Genomic DNA, 17,952 nt, shown 5'->3' on the forward strand with positions numbered 1-17,952 from the left:
GTTATCGGCTATACTATCGGTCTTAAAAACTAAGCCCCTTAAAAATCAACGTCTTTGCAAACTAGGCGTTCTCAAAACGGTGAAGTGGGTGAGTGGCTGAAACCGCACGCCTGGAAAGTGTGTATACGTTCATAGCGTATCGAGGGTTCGAATCCCTCCTTCACCGCCAATCTTATTAAAAGCTAGTTTTCCTACCTTGTCCTAAACACTCCTATATACCTCTGTAACCCTTTATAAATAACGCTTTTAGCGTTTTTTTATGTCTGCTATTTTCCCAATCTATCCGAACATAACCTACCTATCCCGTGGCTTGTGTTGGTCTATCTGTTGGTTTATGATTTCATTAGACCTCAAAAAGACCAACATTTAGGCTTTATGATTCGGCTTTAGACCAACGTTTTAGTTGTATCGCCTGAGCCATATAGCTTGTAGACATAGGGAATAGACCAACATGTTAAGCGATAGTAAGATTCGCAAGCTTAAACCTAGTGAAAAATGTACACCTTCGCGTCCTGACAAATACAGTGACCAGCAAGGGCTACAGCTTTTGGTACGCAATACAGGCACAAAGACATGGATAAGCGCCTATCGCTTTGATGGTAAGCAAACGCGTATCACACTTGGTACTTACCCCATTATGTCGCTCGCTGAAGCTAGACAAGCCAATACTGAGATTAAAGCGCTACTAGCAGATGGTATCGATCCAAAAAATAAAAAGCGTCAAGATAAGCTTGCTAATATCCATGCGCAGAAATTTAATGACTACGCGTTAGACTGGCTCGCTGAGCGCAAGCGTAACGTCAAGCCACGGACTTATCAGCAAGACTATAACCGTATGCATAAAGACGTGTTGCCACACTTTGAAGGCATTGCGCTAAAAGATGTAAGCTTTGATGATTGTAAAGCTATGGCAGACAACATTGAAAGCAGAGTGAACGCTGAAAAAATGCCACCAAGAGAAGTGACTAGACGTACAATTGACTTGGTTAGCAACATACTCAGAAGAGCACAAAGAGAGCGTTTAATCGAAAGCAATCATACGGAAGGGCTAAAAGAGCTATATCCAAAAGCCAAAACTAAGCACATGAAGCATGTTGAGCTTAAGGAGCTGCCTAAACTCTTGCAAGATATCGAGAGCTATCACGGTCACGAGCAGACACGCCTAGCGATGAAATTTCTAGCCTATTCTTTTTGTCGTACCATTGAGCTTAGGATGATGAAATGGGAGCATATCGACTTCCCTAATCGCTTATGGCGTGTTGATATTGATAACCTTAAGATCGCACGTAAACACGTAGTTCCCTTATCTGATCAAATGCTAGCAGTACTAAAGGAAATGAAAGCTATTACTGGTGAATATGAATACGTGTTTTATCATACTGGTATGCACCAACCTTATAGTGCAGAGTTCATCAATAATGCCCTAGATATACTTGGATATGCTGGTAAACAGACTGGACACGGCTTTCGTCACATTGCCTCAACCAACTTAAACGAGCTTGGCTATATGGGCGATGCGATCGAGAAGCAAATGGCACACGATAAAAAAAGCAGCATTCGCGCGGTTTATAACCACGCGCAGCATTTAGAAGAGCGCCGTAAAATCATGCAAGTTTGGGCAGACTTTTTAGACCTACTCAGAGACACAGGCGAGGTCGTAGACTTTCAAACAGCGCGGCAGCAGATTGAGAGTTCGTTAAATAACTATCAATCTGATGGCCTTGAAGCAATCGATAAACGAGACCTTATTCAAGCGCTCATTAATAAGGGTATCACGAAGATAGAGTTGCAAATGCTATTACAATAATTCATTCTTACAACGTTAGTTATTAAAAATATTATATCAAATCGAGTAGCTTTGCATACTAGAGCCATCTATTTCTTATTAAAGATTCTGTCATGTTCATCTTTAATCAACTGACCTACAACTTTTGAGGCAGAAGTGGTTCCTTCTGCTTTCTTAATAGAGTCCAGTAGATCTTGGTCTTTTTTATAAATCTTTATTTGGCTTAGATCTTCGTTCTTGTTGCTCGCTGAAAATTTAGCCCATGCGTCTTTCATGTTCTCTATGACTTTAGCTCTATATGATATTTCTGGTATTGACTCAAGATCAATTGTAGGGTCGCTTATATCTATATCTCGAGTAACAGTCTCATATGTGTACTTTACATTTGACAGGACATCAAGACTCGCTAAGATTAAATTGTACTTGTCTTCCAAAGAGACCGGTATGAATATATTCTGAAGTATAAGGTGGTCTCTCTTATCTGAGCTCAGATAGTTGTAAGCCCATTCAATTTGATCGCTATTATCACACTCAAGCCAATCAATTTCTTTTTTAGCGCGATTACTAAAATAGTGGGACTTAACTGATTCGAATTTGCCTATCAATGGATGCTCGTTTAAATATACATCGTTTGCATAATTTGGAAGTTCAATATTGGTATTGTTGAAATGAGTAACCTCATATTTCAAGTAATTTAAAATGTAATTAACTAATTCCTTATCTCCAACTAAAGCTTTATCACTTAAAGTATCACGGACTAGATAAGCGAAGTGCAGAGCGCTACGGAGATCTTCTTTTATCCACTTTATTGAAATATCTGGTAGCTGGTTATTAATTTCAAATCGCATTAAATCATTGAAGTACTGAATTGGATATTGCTGAGATTTAAATATATTTACTAATTGTGATTTAAAAGCCAGCTCACTAATCTCAATGTTAGCTGATGAATTCTGCTCATACATATTATGCGCAAATACCAAGCTCTTGCAATCATCATGATTCAAGCGATCAATCTTTTTGAAAAAATTGTCTAATTCTTCCCTATTACGTTTTTGGTAATGAATACTTGAGTCAACATCAAGCTTAAGTTGTTTAACTAAGCCATATGCATTGGCTTTATGTAGCACCTCACAAATGAGTTCAGAATTTGACTGATCATCACTCTTGATGAAACCTGCGTTAGGGGAGTTCGAAGTGACCAACTTTGAATTGGAATTTTCATTTCGTATAAGTGAAGTATTCTCTTCAGAAGTAGATGATTCATAAAGTACACCATTGCTATAGGTGTCGCTGTCGAAGTCGTCATCATCGAAGTCGTCATCATCGAAGTCGTCATCATCGAAGTCGTCATCATCGAAGTCGTCATCATCGAAGTCGTCATCATCGAAGTCGTCATCATCGAAGTCGTCATCATCGAAGTCATCATCATCAAAGTCATCATCAAAGTCGTCTTGCATATAAAAACCCCTATAAAAAAGCTCATAAAAAGTGGTATAAAAGTCCATATAAGTACTAAAAAGCTATTAATAAATTACTTTGAAACTCCCTAATATAGGAGCTTGAGCAGTCTTATGCCCTTCTTTTGGCTTAAAATAGAATGTATTTAGTCTTCCATCTTCTTTTTTCAACTATACATCGAATACAAACCTCGTTCTAGCAATAAATTTAGATAGTTTAGTTCTAATACCATCGGTTCATTTAGGTGTTAACTACGTTATCTGAATCAGGTAATTGAAGATATATTTTAACAGCCTCAATCTACTAACTCCATTTTGTGAATGCTTTACTAAATTCTTGTCTCACTCGCATTCAAACGTTACAACCTAAAAAAGCAGCTTGCGCTGTAGCGCAACCTGCTTAGTGGGTTATTTATATTATTAATAAATACTAAATAATTATGAGTAATTTAATACGCACTTCATTGATGGTTATGTACACCAAACTAAAATCAATGGAGCATAATCATGTCACACTCACTTATCAACCAGTCACACCTCATCGCTAATATCGATAGACTCGTCAGAGACACCATTTTTAGTCCTGTCAATTTTGACGATATTAAAAATCGTTTGAACGCTTTATATTTCCCCTTCATGGAAACTCTAAATCCTGATTTATTTTATTCACAAACTATCGACTCATTTGTCTATAGTACCGATGCTATTGTCGGTGATTTATACCCGTCTGATGTTATTTGGGATCACGGTAAAACACAGCAATTCGTTAATAACATAGCTTGTTATAAACAGGACATTGAGACCGAGGATAACGCTTGGCGCTATCAAGAGAGTCAGAATCGGCAAAACTTTGAGAGCTATGTCAGAAGTTTGCTTAGTCACTATTCAAGACTGCTATTCGTTCGTATCGATCTAAAGTACTCACAAGAGAGTAGTCACACTGTGACCATTGAAGATTTTAATCATCACATGAGTAAGCTCAGAGAGCTGATTGGTAACAAGAAAACCTGCTTTGAGCATTTGCAAGGTAACGCTTGGGCATTAGAACAGGGGTATGAGAATGGCGGTTTACATTGCCACCTACTGCTCATCTACGATGGATCAGAGCGTCAGAGCGACTGGCATATTGCTAAGGAGGTCGGGGAGAAATGGAAAGAGATAACCGCAGGCTTAGGTAAGTATTACAGCTACCATGATCCAGAGCGTAAGCAGCGCTATGAGCGATATGGTAAATTAGGCATTGGTATGATCCACCGAGATAACTCACAGCAGGTAGAGAATGCTATCTGTACAGCATTATACTTAACCAAACCTGATAAGGTAGGTCAACACTTAAAAGTATGGCTGCCTAGCATGCGTACCTTTGGTCATGGCATATATAGAACGGCTAAGCGTAGAGGTCTACCACCCATAACAAACTAATTTCAGATACATACTACATTCATGAGATACCACCGCTCACGCTTTGTGAGTGGTTGATCTAAATACTCCCTTTCAAGGTCTGCTATTAAGCAGGCCTTTTTTTATGCCCTAAATTTAAGGAGCCCTTATGAAACCAGTATGTCCACGCTGTCAGTCCACTGCAGTATATGAAAGGACAGATAGTGTCAATCAACCACTGATCAGTGAGATGGCCTTACCTGCAGTACTCGTCCCTCTTAGTATCGGCTTATGTAGGACACTCAATATCCACCCTGTCATCGGTATTGTGGTTGGCAGTGTCTTAGCCACAGCTATTGAGCAGGCAGTACCTCATCACACGCTACCGATCACTCACCAGCAGTATCGCTGTGATCAGTGCTCTCATGTTTATCACACCGTGAATAACTCACGCTTTGATACCCCTTAATTTAATAAACAACACAAGGAATATTCTTATGGCACATTTAATAGAAACCATGGCCTACGTTGGTGACACCCCTTGGCATGGCTTAGGTCAAGAGCTATCGCCTAAGCAGCCTATCGAGATCTGGGCGAAGGAGGCCGGTATGGACTGGCGTATTGAATCCTCAGACGTCAGCTACATGGCGAATAATGACAAAGGTCAGAACCTCATTATGCCCTTTGACAACAACAAGGTATTGTACCGCTCAGACACACTTGAGCCATTATCAGTGGTCAGTCAGCGCTATCAAGAAGTACAGCCTCATGAGATCTTAGAGTTCTATCGTGACTTGACCGAACAAGCAGACTTTGAGCTTGAAACCGCAGGCGTCTTAAAGGGTGGCCGTAAGTTCTGGGCATTGGCACGGACAGGTCAATCAGCGACCCTAAGGGGTGGTGATGTCAGTCATGGTTACTTGCTACTAGCAACCGCTTGTGATGGCACACTAGCGACCACCGCGCAGTTCACCAATATTCGGGTAGTGTGTAATAACACCCTAGCGATCAGCCTCGCTGATGGTAGCGGCGGCGTGGTGAAAGTACCGCACAGCACTACCTTTGATGCTGAGAAGGTCAAACGTCAATTAGGTGTATCCGTCAGCCAGTGGGATGCGTTTAACTATGAGATGAAGCAGTTAACCAATCGACGAGTCACCCAAGCAGAAGCGGCCAATTACTTAAACCGTGTGTTTAACGATGTACAGGACGATGGCCTGATTCTTTTCAATACCGCTAAGAAAGAGAAAGACGCCGTACCCAATGCTCGTGCCATGAATCAGGTGATGAACATGTTTAACGGTCAAGGTCGCGGGGCTGATCTGGCCTCCGCTAAGGACACCGCTTATGGGCTACTGTCTGCAATGACTGAATATGTCGATCATGAACGCCGTGCCATGTCGAGGGATCATCGTTTGGATTCTGCTTGGTTTGGGGCTGGGGCTAAACTGAAAGATAAAAGTCTTGATGAGGCGCTACGCTTAATCGCTTAACGACTGTACTTACCTAATAAATCAACCACGCCTTTGAGCGTGGTTTTTTTATGCCGCTTATTTCATTTGACACCCACAATTAATCTATAAGGAGTTCATCATGAACCTAATTGCTTTACAAAACACACCTACCACTCAGCTCAGAGCTAAACGCTCAACGGTTAAAGGTAAGCCTATAGCCACGCTCAAGCAAGCTAGGATGGCGGATAAAGCCATTCAACCTGACTCCTCAGCGGCCGCTAAGCGTCTGATCAGCACCAAAGACTTAAGCCGTGACAAATGGCTTGAGATAAGACGCCAAGGCATTGGCAGCTCTGATGCCGCTGCCGCTTGCGGCATTCACCCTTATCTATCCATGCTTGAGCTATGGCTGATTAAGACCGGACGTATGACTTCAGATTTAGATAATAGCATCGAAGGCTACTCGCCTCTGTATTGGGGCAATACCTTAGAGCCGATGGTGGCTAAATACTATCAAGAAAAGACAGGCAATAAGGTCAGGCGGGTTAACGCTATTTTGCAGCACCCTGATGCTGATAAAGCCTTTATGCTAGCTAATTTAGACTATGCGGTAACAGGCAGTGAGGAGGTGCAAATACTAGAGTGTAAAACTGCTGGTGAGCATGGCACTAAGCTGTGGCGAGATGGCGTCCCTTTATACGTGACATGCCAAGTACAGCATCAGTTAGCGGTTACTGGTAAAAGTGCTGCTCATATCTGTGTCCTGCTATGCGGACATGAAGCCAAGATATATAAAGTAGAGCGTGATGAGCGCTTAATTGAGTCTATCACTCAGCAGGAACGTCTATTCTGGCAGTATGTGGAGACCGATACCCCGCCCACTCCTGATCATAGCGAGTCAGCAGCCAAAGCACTAAAGCTGCTTTATCCAGCGCCCAAACCAGCTAGCAAAGTCGATTTACGAGACGACGACGGCGCTAATAAGTTATTTGAGCACTTGCTGCGCTACCGTGCTTCTATGGACGAGCTCGAGCAGCGCCACGATCAAGTTAAACATCAACTGCAAACCTTGATTGCTGATAATGAAGTCGCTGTCTTTAAGCAAGGCGCTATCTCATGGAAACGCTCCAAAGACAGTATTGGTCTTGATAGTAAAGCGGTGATGAAAGCTCATCCTGAATTGTTTGAGCAGTTTAGTAAAACCAAGCAGGGCAGTCGCCGCTTTGTCATCTTGAGCGACTAAGCACCTATGCAGTCAAGCAAATAAAGCAAGCGCATAACCGCCCACCTATCACAGGTGGGCTTTTTATGTCTAAAAAATCTATTCAACAAAAGGAATACCACTATGATTAAAGGTCTAACGATAACGCCGCCCGTACTTGGTCGTATCAGCATTGGACGTGTCATCGTAAAAGATGGCAAGCGTCTACCTGCTAAAGATGACCAGTTCACCATTACCAGCCAAGTGCAAAATAAAGATGGTTGGGTCAATCATCCTTTAGATGCCAAACTGCGTAAGGGTAAAACCGATAAGCTGCGGCATATACCAGTACGTATGCTGTTTAATGACCCTGAGCTGAATCTGCGAGCAGAATATACTTTGTTTGACAGGCAAACGGGACGTCCACTATGTGTCGGCGATGGTGAGCAGTGCCAGCGTAGAACCAATAACGGCGTTGAGCAATTGCCTTGTCCATCACCTGACCGCTGTCCCTTAGCTAAAGGCGGAGCCTGTAAGCCATACGGTCGTCTCTATGTGAATCTTAGTGAAGACGATGAGCTTGGCACTTTCATCTTTCGCACCACAGGCTTTAATAGTATTCGCACCCTAGCCGCGCGCCTAAGCTACTTTGCAGCGGTGTCAGGCGATAAGCTGTCATGTCTTCCACTACAACTAACTCTTAGAGGCAAAAGCACGACACAAAGCTATCGTACGCCTATTTACTATGTGGATTTAACCTTACGTGATGGCGTGACCCTCAAAGAGGCGGTACAACATGCAAGCGCCATTGATAAGGAGCTTAAGGAGCATGGCTTTGACCAAGCGGCTTTAGAAGCAGTTGCCAAACAAGGCTATATCAACTCAGCCTTTGGGCTTGATAGCGAGGATGGGTTTGACGTTGCGGAGGAGTTTTATTCAGTCGAGACTGGTAATCAAAGCGATGATCAAGAAGCCAACATACAAAAGCGCTTACCTCCTCATGAGATAAGCAGTATCGAGCAGGGTCTACGGCAAAGTGTAACGGCTGTCAGTTAGTACAGCCATAGCAATTAATAGATAGACACATCATAAAAAGGAGCTGAATAAATCAGCTCCTTTTTTTATTAGCTGCATCAAAGGCTAACTGTCGGATGGTATGGGATGCGGTAAAAAATTATAGGACTCGGTAAGTATATGAGGGCAAACGCTCTCATTCACTTATAAGGAGCACATCATGGAAAATTTAAATATTAACAATCAAACTGAAACTAACAACCTAAGTGCTGTACGCTTACCAAGAATGTTGCCACTGAAAGAGGTAACGTACCATACGGGTCTCAGTAGTACGACTATTTACGATATGCTCGATAAAAGATCTAATCGATACGACCCCACCTTCCCTATTCAGGTTAAGCTATCGAAGGGGCGTGTAGCATGGGTTGAGAGCGAGATTGCGGAATGGTTAGGATGCAAAATAGCCGCTAGGGTTCACTAAGTAATAAAACTAAAATAAGCTACTGACTGTAAGTGGTTTATTTTTTTAGTTATTTTCAGGATAAGTTAACAATAGCTCTTACAACTTACAGTATGACTGATCACATATATTAGTACTCAATTAATATTAACTTCGTAACTAAAGTTATCTGCTAGCCCATAGGACTCTCTATATTCAATTGGTTCGCCTTTAAGATTCTTTGCAATACGGCAAACTTTGACCAAATCTTTCTTCCCATCGCTATTTAAATAGATGTCAATATGGTTTTTTATAAATGACAGCTTCTCAACTGCTGAAGAAACGAACTGTCCACATTTTTTATAGTAGAAAGGATATAAAAGATTTTCGAACTCTTCTGGTGCTAGCGTTACCAAGTTTTCAAATAAACTTCGAGGTAACCAAATTTTTTCACTTAAAATAATTTTATTATCAACGATACGTACACGCTCAATGTAGATCAAGCTTTCATTATTATGTAGGTTTAATTTCTCATTAATTATATTAACACCTGATATAGATACTATCTTTTTTACTAAGCCAGTTGGAGTTAGATAGCCAACATCCTTATCACGGAACTTAAAAAATCTTAATAATGAAGCCTCAAAGTTAGGTTGTTTTAGAAAAGTACCGCGACCTTGCTGTTTAAATAAGATGCCGTCTTCGACTAATTTTTCAACAGCTTTACGGACTGTACCTACTGATACTTTGTACTTGTCTGACAGCTCAGATTCAGTAGGCAGAGGTGTATCCTTATCCCACTTATTTTCAGTAAGTAGAAGCTGTATCTGCCACCGTACCCTTTCGTAGCGTGGCATATTAAACTTTTCAAATGTCTCTATCATTTTTCTCTTCATAAATTAAAGTCATGGAATAGCATATCGCCTAAAAAACTATTTGACAACACGCATAGGATGCTTTCTAATGTTTTTATAAATTCATATATATGTTTATATGTTTGTTAGAAGTCTATATCAAGTCAGGGAGCAGACATGACACTCTATATTTTAGCCGCAATCGTAATCTCTATTTTTCTAGGGTATACCACAAAAATCAATATAGGTTTATTTGCTATTGTATTTTCTTACCTCATTGGTTGCTTTGGCCTTGGGCTAAAAGCCTCTGAAGTAATTGAGTTATGGCCTATCAAGATTTTTTTTATCATTTTCGCTGTCACGTTATTTTATAATTTTTCTTTAGCGAATGGTGCTCTGGAGAAGTTATCTGGTCATCTAATTTATAAATGTCGAAACTTTCCAGCATTATTACCGATGGTTATATTCTTTGTTGCTACTATTATTTCGGGATTAGGAGCAGGTTACTATACTGTTTTGGCATTCATGGCGCCTATGACCCTACTATTATGTAAAAAAGCAAATATGAATATCGTGATCGCTGCACTAGCTGTTAACTACGGTGCGTTAGCGGGTGCGAATTTTATGACCTCACAGAGTGGAGTTATTTTTAGAGGGCTTATGGATACGGCAGACATAGCAGCAGATACTGCTTTCGCTTATTCATCAGGGGTGTTTGCTGCAACTTTTTTAATTCCTGTCGTTGTATTGGGAGTTTATAGTCTAATTAATGCTAAACATAATAAAGTAGCAATTGAAGCCGTATTACCAGAGCCTTTAGATAGCAAACAAAAACAATCCATCATGCTAATTTTTATCATGATGTCCATTGTGCTTATTGTACCAATTTTAAACTTATTAATGCCACAAGTAGAAGCTATTAGCTTTTTGAACGCTCGTATTGATATTGGTTTTATCGCTATATTTTTCGCCATAGTTAGTCTTTTTATGAGGCTAGGAGACGAAAAAACTGTTATTAGTTTAGTACCTTGGAGCACACTCATTATGATTTGTGGTGTAGGAATGCTAATTAGTTTAGGTGTAAAAGTAGGTGTTATTGATGAACTGACTGAATGGTTAAGCACTAATGTTCCTATATGGATGATACCTATTTTAGTATTTATTATCAGCGCCATTATGTCAGTATTTGCAAGCACATTAGGAGTAGTGGCACCTGCACTATTCCCCATTGTACCTGCGCTGGCTATAGCTTCTGGATTAAACCCATTATTGTTATTTGTATGTATAGTCGTCGGTGCTCAAAGCTCGTCTATTTCTCCATTCTCGTCTGGAGGTAGCTTAATATTAGGTTCAGCGCCAGTAGATATAGATAAAAGTAAACTTCTGAATGCACTATTATTTAAAGCAGTTCCTATAGGTATAGGAGCAGGATTAATTGCCACTTTGATTATTCAGTTCGTATTTTAAATATAAAAAGGGATTTATATGACTTACATCGATGCACATGCTCATGCATTTTCACATCACGCTAACTTTTTGCCTACTGCACGTTATACACCCAGTTACACTGCTAGTGTAGAAGATTATATTCAAAATCTTGATCATCATGGCTTTGATAAAGGAATTCTCATTCAACCAAGTTTCTATGGTACCGACAATAGCTATATGCTATCTGCTATCGCAAGTTACCCGGAACGACTAAAAGGTATTGCGGTATTAGATAACAATAGAGATATTATGAGCTTAAGGAACTTAGACAATCAGGGTATCGTCGGTATACGGCTTAATTTGTTCGGCCTTCCGTGTCCTGATTTGAATCAAGTAGATTGGCAAGTATTTCTAAAAAATATTGCTGATATGAATTGGCAAATAGAACTTCATGCGCCACCTACTTATTTGATTCAATTATTACCCAAACTTAAACTGTATGCTATCGATGTCACTATCGATCACTTCGGCCGATTTGATCCTATAAAAGGGGTTGATGATACTGACTATAAGCACTTTTTAGACCTTCTTGATCCTAATCAACATTGGGTTAAAGTATCTGGTTACTATCGTTTAGACGATGAATTAAGTATTAAAAATGCTACTGACGCATTTAAACTACTAATGCAGCGTGGTATGAAGAACCATCTTATTTGGGGCAGTGATTGGCCGCATACTCAACATGAGAGCCAAATGAGTTTTGACAAAGCACTTAGCAGTTTTAAAAAAATTATCGATGATGAAAAACTAGTGACTCAAATATTGACTAGAAATAACGCTGATTTATTTGGGTTTTAAATTGATTATTTTGTTCGATAAAGAGTAAATTTTTCAAAAAATCGGTGATAGAAAGTATCGATTTTTTATTTTTTAAACTGTCATGATAATCTCTGTGTGAGCTATGTTGAAGAAACCGTAGAGGCAAGCTTGGTAAACTAACGACTCGATGAGGAGTTTACCATGACAAAGAAAGTCAGAACTTACAGCAGAAGCCATTAAGAAAATAGCGGACAACAACGGTAATGTTTCAGCCACTGCCAAGCAACTTGGCATAGCGATGCAAACCTTATCAAACTGGCAGAAAAATATGATCCTGAGCTTATAGCCGCTATTCAGGAAATAAAGCAGCTTAAAGTGACTGAAGAAGAGCGAGAGATATTAAAAAAGGCGACGGCGTTCGCCAAGCACAGCTAGTAAAGTACGCCTTTACTAAAGACAATCAGCCACTCTTTCACATCAGTAGCATGTGCCGTGTACTAAAGGTTAAACCCTCAAGCTATTATGACTGGATAAATCGTAATATTAGCGCCCAGCAGATACATCGTAACCATTGTGAACTATTGGTTGATGCCAAGTGTCCTAATCAGGCGTGGATCAGTGACATCACCTATATCTGGACAAATGAAGGCTGGCTGTACTTAGCTGAAGTGAAAGACTTATATACCAAAGAGCTTGTCGGCTATGCTATTAACAAGCGCATGACCGCTGATTTAGTTTGCAAAGCATTAAACATGGCAGTCAAAAACAAACGACCTAATCAAGGTCTAATTGTTCACTCAGACAGAGGCAGTCAGTATTGTAGCCACGCCTATCACAAGATCATCAAACAGGATCAGTTTACAGGCTCAATGAGCGCTAAGGGAAATTGCTATGACAACACTCCGATAAAGAGCTTCTGGGGCGTATTAAAGAATGAGCTGGTATATCATAAAGATTATAAAACCAGATGTGCCGCCATCAATGACATTATCGGTTATAACGAGCTGTACTATAACCAGACGAGAATTCAAAAAAGCTTGGGCTATAAATTACCAAAACAGGTGTGGTTTGACTATTACCGTCAAGCTGCGTAACTAAAATCTCCCAAGTTTAGGTCTACGGATTTGACGGCAGGGGTCATATGATTGGCAGGGCTGTTTTAACTATGACGTGACTCTTGATTTATCATTAGATCATTAAGTTACTTTCATTAATATCGATAAGCTAGATATATGACATTTAAAAAGTTAAATGACCAAAAATTTATTTTATAATTCTTAGCTTATAAGTGGTTAAGTTAAGTACAGGCATTGGCATACTCAGCTTCTGTCAGGTCTGGGTTACGACAGTCTTCTGATGCATCATACCCGTCTCCATAATTTGATCGTTCGATAATGAATTTACGTAAAGTATCCTCCTCACTACCATCAAGTGTAAAATCATTCAGTAAGTCTATCATCTCTTGTGATACTTCAATATCGTTATCAACGAGATAATCAATGCGTGCTGCTTGTGCTGGTGTTAGTGGTCCGGTTATTTGTTTGTGGTTAGCACCAGTGCCATTATTGTAATAATCTTCTTCATATGAGACATTAGCGATAGTACTACTTGCTTCACCAGCTGCGATATTAGCAGCATAATGACGCTCTTTTAATTGAGCAGCGCGAAGATCTTGTAGCACATCATCAATGCAAACTCCAAAGCTGTCTTCTTCACAAAGAATGATTCCATCCAAATCGTAATGGATTTTGCTTACTATTTCTGTTTCTTTTTCAAATGATACCGATTCTACCACTTCCTCTGATAGCGCTAGGTCACTTGCCTGATTACCTGCGTCAGATTCACAACCCACCAAAAGTGTCAGAGCGGATATAATTCCTAAAAAGGCACTTCTCATGTCCATATTCCCTTTTTATTTCTTCCTAATTATGATAATGATACTATTTAATCTTTATATATACTTTCGTCAATAAATACACCTGGCGGTACCCCTTCTGGAAAATCTGATTCAGTTAAGCCTTGCTTTGCCAACTCTACTTTTAAATCATGTTGACGTTGCTTTTGCATTGTCGTTAACTCTTCATCGTCTTCATCGTCTTCATCTTGATCATCGCCATATGGATTACCCATTTTACTCTCCCCATAATTAATAGTTGGATAAGTAAGTAGTCTTAGACGATTGAAAAAATATTTCAAGGTATTTTCTATAATGTTACTAAGTGCCCCTTAATATCTTTATTATATTTGCATAAGCCTAAACGAACTCCTTATACTAGGTAGTTTGAACCCTTACCTTTAAAACCGAGCCATTTCATGAGTCAACCCGCCCATAAACAACTACAAACCGTTCATAACAAACTTATCGCCTTTATTTGGTCTATCGCCGACGATTACCTAAGAGACGTGTACGTCCGAGGAAAGTATCGTGATGTTATATTGCCAATGGTGGTACTACGCCGCTTAGATAGCCTGCTTGAGCCAACCAAAGATAAAGTGCTAGAAGAGGTCGCTTTTCAAAAAGAATCTAACTTTGACGAAGTGGACGAAGATGGGCTAAAAGACGCTTCAGGCTACGTGTTCTATAACACCAGTAAATGGACATTAAAGTTACTGAGAGAAACCGCTAGCAACAATCAGCAAATCCTACTGGCTAATCTTGAAGAGTATTTGCACGGTTATAGTGATAACGTCAAAGAAATCATCCAATGCTTTGACTTATTTGCACAGTTCAAACACATGGCTAGTAAGCAAGTGCTATTAGGCGTACTTGAGCAGTTTGTCTCGCCTTATAGGAACTTCTCGCCCAACGACAAAATTGATCCCGATGGTAATAAAATTCAAGGCTTAAGCAACTTAGGTATGGGTTACGTATTTGAGGAGTTGATTCGCAAATTTAACGAAGAAAATAACGAAGAGGCAGGAGAGCATTTTACCCCGCGTGAAGTTATTGAGCTGATGACGCATCTTATCTTTGACCCTCTGCAAGGCAACCTACCGCCAAGCATTACCGTATATGACCCTGCCTGTGGTAGTGGCGGGATGCTCACCGAGTCGCAAAACTTCATTATCGAGAAGTATCCAAGCACGGATTATGAGCGCAGTATTTATCTTTACGGTAAAGAGATTAACGATGAGACTTATGCCATCTGTAAATCGGATATGATGATTAAGGGCAATAACCCTGAGAACATCAAGGTCGGCTCTACCCTATCAGCTAATAGCTTTGCAGGTAAGCATTTTGACTATATGCTCTCCAACCCGCCTTATGGTAAGAGCTGGTCAAATGATAAAAAAGATATCATGGATGGTAAAGAAGTCGGTGATAGTCGCTTTACCGTTGAGTTAGCTGATTACTGGGGCACAGTCAGCACTGAGGCTGCTACGCCGCGCTCAAGCGATGGTCAGCTCTTATTCTTGATGGAAATGGTAGATAAGATGAAGGCGACCGATAGCGGTAGCCAAGGTTCTCGCATTGCGTCAGTACATAACGGCTCAAGCCTGTTTACGGGGGACGCCGGTTCAGGCGAGAGCAATATTCGTCGATACATCATCGAAAACGATTACTTAGAAGCCATCATTCAAATGCCAAACAATCTGTTTTATAACACGGGTATTACTACCTATATTTGGCTGTTATCGAACAATAAACCTAAATCGCGTCAAGGCAAGGTGCAACTGATTGATGCCAGTCAAATGTACCGTAAGCTTAGAAAGAATTTAGGCGATAAAAACTGTGAGTTTAGCCCAACAGATATCAAAGCCATTACCCAAACTTACCTAGACATGGCAACTATTGAACGTCAGCCCGATGACTTCAACGAAAAAGGCGACCCTATCGGCATCGCCAGTCAGATATTTGATAACCAAGACTTTGGCTATTATAAAGTCAATATCGAACGCCCTGACCGCCGTCATGCGCAAATGCGTGATGAGCTACTTGAGAGCTTACGCTTTGACAATCAAGTCAGCGACGCTATGAGTCAACTGTATGATGAGTTTGGCGATGAGCTATACGACAAGGCATTCTTTACCAGTCAAAAAGAGGTGCTAAAAGAATGGGCGGAAAAAGAAGACTTTGGGCTGTCCGCTAATCAACGTAAAAAGCTGCTCGACTTTAAGACATGGCAAAGTCAGTTAGCGATACTTGGATATGCCACTAGCATTCGTCAAGCGATTAACGACGATATCAGTAATGAGTATAGCGACGATACGCTATATACCGACTTCAATGTATTTACCGATTTGGTAAAAAGTATAGTCAAAGCTAATGGTATCAAGCTTAAAGCCAATGAGCTTAAGCAGATACTCGATGCGGTGAGCTGGTATGACGAAACTGGCGCTAAAGTGATTAAGTCTATCAGTACCTTTAAGCCTGAAAAGCTTGAAGACTTGACGGCGCATTTGGGCTGTAGCATAGATGAATTAGCAGATTACGGCTACTATCCTGCGGCAAGCGTTGGTATAAAAAATGCAAAGCCCAACCAATATGTAATTTATGAATCAAGCGCAGACTTGCGTGATTCAGAGTCGATAGCGCTCGGTGATAGCATACATAAGTACTATTTAGACGAGGTAAAGCCACACGTCGATGAGGCATGGATAGACGGTGATAGCGTCAAGATAGGTTATGAGATTAGCTTTAATAAATACTTCTATCAGCATAAGCCGCTACGCTCATTAACTGAGGTGGCAAATGAGCTGGTTGAGCTTGAGCAACAAGCGGATGGCTTGATAGCGCAAATCCTAAGTGCGCAAACGCTGTCAAACTCATCAAGCGTGGAGGGATAATCGTGGATAAGACAATCATTGATAGCTATCCGCGCTATGAAAGCTATAAAGATAGCGGTGTCGATTGGTTAGGCGATATTCCTGAGACTTGGAACTTAGGTCGTATAAGTTCTTTCTTCACTGAGAGAAGAACAAAAGTATCAGATAAAGACTATCCTGCTTTATCGGTAACAAAATTGGGCGTTTTTCCTCAATGGGACAACGTTGCTAAAAGCAACGATGGCGATAATCGAAAATTGGTAAAACAGGGTGATTTTGTAATCAATAGTCGTTCTGACAGAAAAGGGTCTAGTGGTATAGCGAAACAAGATGGCTCTGTATCTTTGATTAATATAGTTTTAAAACCTAAATATATTGAGCCTAGATTTTCTGAATACCTTTTTAAAAGTAGTGGTTTTATTGAGGAATTCTACAGAGTAGGTCATGGTATAGTTGCCGACTTATGGACGACTCGATTTGATAATATTAAGAATTCTCTAATGTCATTTCCAAGTGATGACGAACAAATAAAAATTGCTGATTTTCTTGATAAAAAAACAACCCAAATTGACCAAGCCATTAATCTAAAACAACAGCAAATTGCTAAGCTTGAAGAGTATAAGCAAATCATTATTCAAAATGCGGTGACCAAAGGTCTAAACCCTGATGTGCCGATGAAAGATAGCGGTATCGATTGGATTGGCGATATTCCTGAGCATTGGGAAGTTAAAAAATTAAAGTTTTTGACCACAAAAATTGGTAGTGGTATTACACCTTCCGGTGGTTCTACGACCTACATTGATGACGGTATTCCACTTTTAAGAAGTCAAAACATTCACTACGACGGAATAGTTTTAGAAAATGTGGCAAGAATATCAGATAGTGTTCATAAGTCTATGAGCGGTAGCCAAGTCATTAAAGGCGATGTTCTACTAAATATTACTGGTGGTTCATTAGGAAGATGTTGTTACAATGATTTCGTAAATGAAATGAATGTCAATCAACACGTATGTATAGTTAGACCGAATAATAAAATTAAAACAAAGTACTTGAACTCATTATTGGCTTCGCATATTGGACAAAAACAGATTTGGTTTTATCAGCAAGGAGGAGGAAGAGAAGGTTTAAACTTCCAAAACTTAAAAAACTTTGTATTTCCAATAGCGCCATTGAGTGAACAGCTAGAACTAGTTCATTACCTAGATGCTAAAACTAGTGAAGTAAGAGTTGCTATTGAAAGTATAAAAGCCCAGATTGACCGCTTAAAAGAATACAAAACTATTCTTATCAATCAAGCGGTGACCGGTAAGATTAAAGTCAGTTAACCTTTGTATCTCCAACACTAGACAGCTA

Annotated in this window: 15 protein-coding genes, 1 tRNA gene and 1 pseudogene; 13 read left to right on the forward strand and 4 right to left on the reverse strand. The window is 40.1% G+C overall.

Going from position 1 to position 17,952, the window contains the following annotated elements:
- Positions 1 to 78: 78 nt before the first annotated feature.
- Together JMX18_RS09015 and JMX18_RS09020 are read left to right on the forward strand one after the other, a co-directional pair.
- Positions 79 to 169: transfer RNA gene (locus JMX18_RS09015), tRNA-Ser, on the forward strand.
- A gap of 282 nt (positions 170 to 451) precedes the next feature.
- Positions 452 to 1,807 carry a tyrosine-type recombinase/integrase gene (locus tag JMX18_RS09020; protein ID WP_201587042.1) on the forward strand — a complete coding sequence of 452 codons (1,356 nt, stop codon included), beginning with the start codon at positions 452 to 454 and terminating at the stop codon, positions 1,805 to 1,807.
- 68 nt (positions 1,808 to 1,875) lie between these two features.
- Here JMX18_RS09020 and JMX18_RS09025 read toward each other — a convergent pair whose 3' ends face one another.
- On the reverse strand, positions 1,876 to 3,243 hold the full coding sequence (locus JMX18_RS09025; RefSeq protein WP_201587044.1) for a hypothetical protein: 1,368 nt from the start codon (positions 3,241 to 3,243) through the stop codon (positions 1,876 to 1,878).
- A 507-nt stretch (positions 3,244 to 3,750) separates the two neighbouring features.
- Here JMX18_RS09025 and JMX18_RS09030 point away from each other — a divergent pair.
- The 6 genes from JMX18_RS09030 to JMX18_RS09055 all read left to right on the forward strand — a co-directional run bounded on the left by JMX18_RS09030 (position 3,751) and on the right by JMX18_RS09055 (position 8,773).
- Complete coding sequence (locus tag JMX18_RS09030) at positions 3,751 to 4,665, forward strand: YagK/YfjJ domain-containing protein (protein ID WP_201587046.1); 915 nt, start codon at positions 3,751 to 3,753, stop codon at positions 4,663 to 4,665.
- A gap of 127 nt (positions 4,666 to 4,792) precedes the next feature.
- Positions 4,793 to 5,092: a hypothetical protein gene (locus JMX18_RS09035; protein WP_201587048.1), complete on the forward strand. Its 300-nt coding sequence runs from the start codon at positions 4,793 to 4,795 to the stop codon at positions 5,090 to 5,092.
- 28 nt (positions 5,093 to 5,120) lie between these two features.
- The gene (locus JMX18_RS09040; RefSeq protein ID WP_201587050.1) at positions 5,121 to 6,116 is read left to right on the forward strand and encodes a DUF932 domain-containing protein; all 996 of its coding nucleotides are present in this window, start codon (positions 5,121 to 5,123) and stop codon (positions 6,114 to 6,116) included.
- A 199-nt stretch (positions 6,117 to 6,315) separates the two neighbouring features.
- Complete coding sequence (locus JMX18_RS09045; RefSeq protein ID WP_406947370.1) at positions 6,316 to 7,320, forward strand: YqaJ viral recombinase family nuclease; 1,005 nt, start codon at positions 6,316 to 6,318, stop codon at positions 7,318 to 7,320.
- Between the two features lie 102 nt (positions 7,321 to 7,422).
- On the forward strand, positions 7,423 to 8,334 hold the full coding sequence (locus JMX18_RS09050) for a recombination directionality factor (RefSeq protein WP_201587053.1): 912 nt from the start codon (positions 7,423 to 7,425) through the stop codon (positions 8,332 to 8,334).
- A 178-nt stretch (positions 8,335 to 8,512) separates the two neighbouring features.
- A complete protein-coding gene (locus JMX18_RS09055; RefSeq protein WP_201587058.1) occupies positions 8,513 to 8,773 on the forward strand; it encodes a helix-turn-helix transcriptional regulator in 261 nt (86 codons plus the stop codon).
- A 116-nt stretch (positions 8,774 to 8,889) separates the two neighbouring features.
- On the opposite strand, the gene JMX18_RS09060 is transcribed toward JMX18_RS09055, so the two are convergent.
- Positions 8,890 to 9,615, reverse strand: coding sequence for a GntR family transcriptional regulator (locus tag JMX18_RS09060; RefSeq protein ID WP_201587059.1), 726 nt, complete (start codon positions 9,613 to 9,615; stop codon positions 8,890 to 8,892).
- 147 nt (positions 9,616 to 9,762) lie between these two features.
- Here JMX18_RS09060 and JMX18_RS09065 point away from each other — a divergent pair, with 147 nt between their 5' ends.
- The 3 genes and pseudogenes from JMX18_RS09065 (at position 9,763) to JMX18_RS09075 (ending at position 12,926) form a co-directional block, all read left to right on the forward strand.
- Entirely contained in the window at positions 9,763 to 11,052 is a 1,290-nt protein-coding gene (locus tag JMX18_RS09065) for an SLC13 family permease (RefSeq protein ID WP_201587061.1), read from the forward strand.
- Positions 11,053 to 11,070: 18 nt separating this feature from the next.
- A complete protein-coding gene (locus JMX18_RS09070; RefSeq protein ID WP_201587063.1) occupies positions 11,071 to 11,871 on the forward strand; it encodes an amidohydrolase family protein in 801 nt (266 codons plus the stop codon).
- A gap of 162 nt (positions 11,872 to 12,033) precedes the next feature.
- Positions 12,034 to 12,926, forward strand: a pseudogene (locus tag JMX18_RS09075) (IS3 family transposase).
- Between the two features lie 203 nt (positions 12,927 to 13,129).
- Here the strand turns inward: JMX18_RS09075 and JMX18_RS09080 are convergent.
- The gene (locus JMX18_RS09080) at positions 13,130 to 13,729 is read right to left on the reverse strand and encodes a hypothetical protein (RefSeq protein WP_201587066.1); all 600 of its coding nucleotides are present in this window, start codon (positions 13,727 to 13,729) and stop codon (positions 13,130 to 13,132) included.
- 47 nt (positions 13,730 to 13,776) lie between these two features.
- A complete protein-coding gene (locus JMX18_RS09085) occupies positions 13,777 to 13,962 on the reverse strand; it encodes a hypothetical protein (protein WP_201587068.1) in 186 nt (61 codons plus the stop codon).
- Between the two features lie 183 nt (positions 13,963 to 14,145).
- Here JMX18_RS09085 and JMX18_RS09090 point away from each other — a divergent pair, with 183 nt between their 5' ends.
- Both JMX18_RS09090 and JMX18_RS09095 read left to right on the forward strand, forming a co-directional pair.
- The gene (locus JMX18_RS09090; RefSeq protein ID WP_201587070.1) at positions 14,146 to 16,620 is read left to right on the forward strand and encodes a type I restriction-modification system subunit M; all 2,475 of its coding nucleotides are present in this window, start codon (positions 14,146 to 14,148) and stop codon (positions 16,618 to 16,620) included.
- Positions 16,621 to 16,622: 2 nt separating this feature from the next.
- The gene (locus tag JMX18_RS09095) at positions 16,623 to 17,924 is read left to right on the forward strand and encodes a restriction endonuclease subunit S (protein WP_201587071.1); all 1,302 of its coding nucleotides are present in this window, start codon (positions 16,623 to 16,625) and stop codon (positions 17,922 to 17,924) included.
- Positions 17,925 to 17,952 lie beyond the last annotated feature (28 nt).

Source organism: Psychrobacter jeotgali (assembly GCF_904846315.1).
GTDB classification, from domain to species: Bacteria; Pseudomonadota; Gammaproteobacteria; order Pseudomonadales; family Moraxellaceae; genus Psychrobacter; species Psychrobacter jeotgali.

Bases quoted from the DNA above. Each gene is read 5' to 3' on its own strand.
- JMX18_RS09080 (WP_201587066.1), bottom strand. From the start codon at position 13,729: ATGAGAAGTGCCTTTTTAGGAATTATATCCGCTCTGACACTTTTGGTG.
- JMX18_RS09030 (WP_201587046.1), top strand. From the start codon at position 3,751: ATGTCACACTCACTTATCAACCAGTCACACCTCATCGCTAATATCGAT.
- JMX18_RS09035 (WP_201587048.1), top strand. From the start codon at position 4,793: ATGAAACCAGTATGTCCACGCTGTCAGTCCACTGCAGTATATGAAAGG.
- JMX18_RS09040 (WP_201587050.1), top strand. From the start codon at position 5,121: ATGGCACATTTAATAGAAACCATGGCCTACGTTGGTGACACCCCTTGG.
- JMX18_RS09055 (WP_201587058.1), top strand. From the start codon at position 8,513: ATGGAAAATTTAAATATTAACAATCAAACTGAAACTAACAACCTAAGT.
- JMX18_RS09025 (WP_201587044.1), bottom strand. From the start codon at position 3,243: ATGCAAGACGACTTTGATGATGACTTTGATGATGATGACTTCGATGAT.
- JMX18_RS09065 (WP_201587061.1), top strand. From the start codon at position 9,763: ATGACACTCTATATTTTAGCCGCAATCGTAATCTCTATTTTTCTAGGG.
- JMX18_RS09090 (WP_201587070.1), top strand. From the start codon at position 14,146: ATGAGTCAACCCGCCCATAAACAACTACAAACCGTTCATAACAAACTT.
- JMX18_RS09050 (WP_201587053.1), top strand. From the start codon at position 7,423: ATGATTAAAGGTCTAACGATAACGCCGCCCGTACTTGGTCGTATCAGC.
- JMX18_RS09070 (WP_201587063.1), top strand. From the start codon at position 11,071: ATGACTTACATCGATGCACATGCTCATGCATTTTCACATCACGCTAAC.
- JMX18_RS09085 (WP_201587068.1), bottom strand. From the start codon at position 13,962: ATGGGTAATCCATATGGCGATGATCAAGATGAAGACGATGAAGACGAT.
- JMX18_RS09060 (WP_201587059.1), bottom strand. From the start codon at position 9,615: ATGATAGAGACATTTGAAAAGTTTAATATGCCACGCTACGAAAGGGTA.
- JMX18_RS09020 (WP_201587042.1), top strand. From the start codon at position 452: ATGTTAAGCGATAGTAAGATTCGCAAGCTTAAACCTAGTGAAAAATGT.
- JMX18_RS09045 (WP_406947370.1), top strand. From the start codon at position 6,316: ATGGCGGATAAAGCCATTCAACCTGACTCCTCAGCGGCCGCTAAGCGT.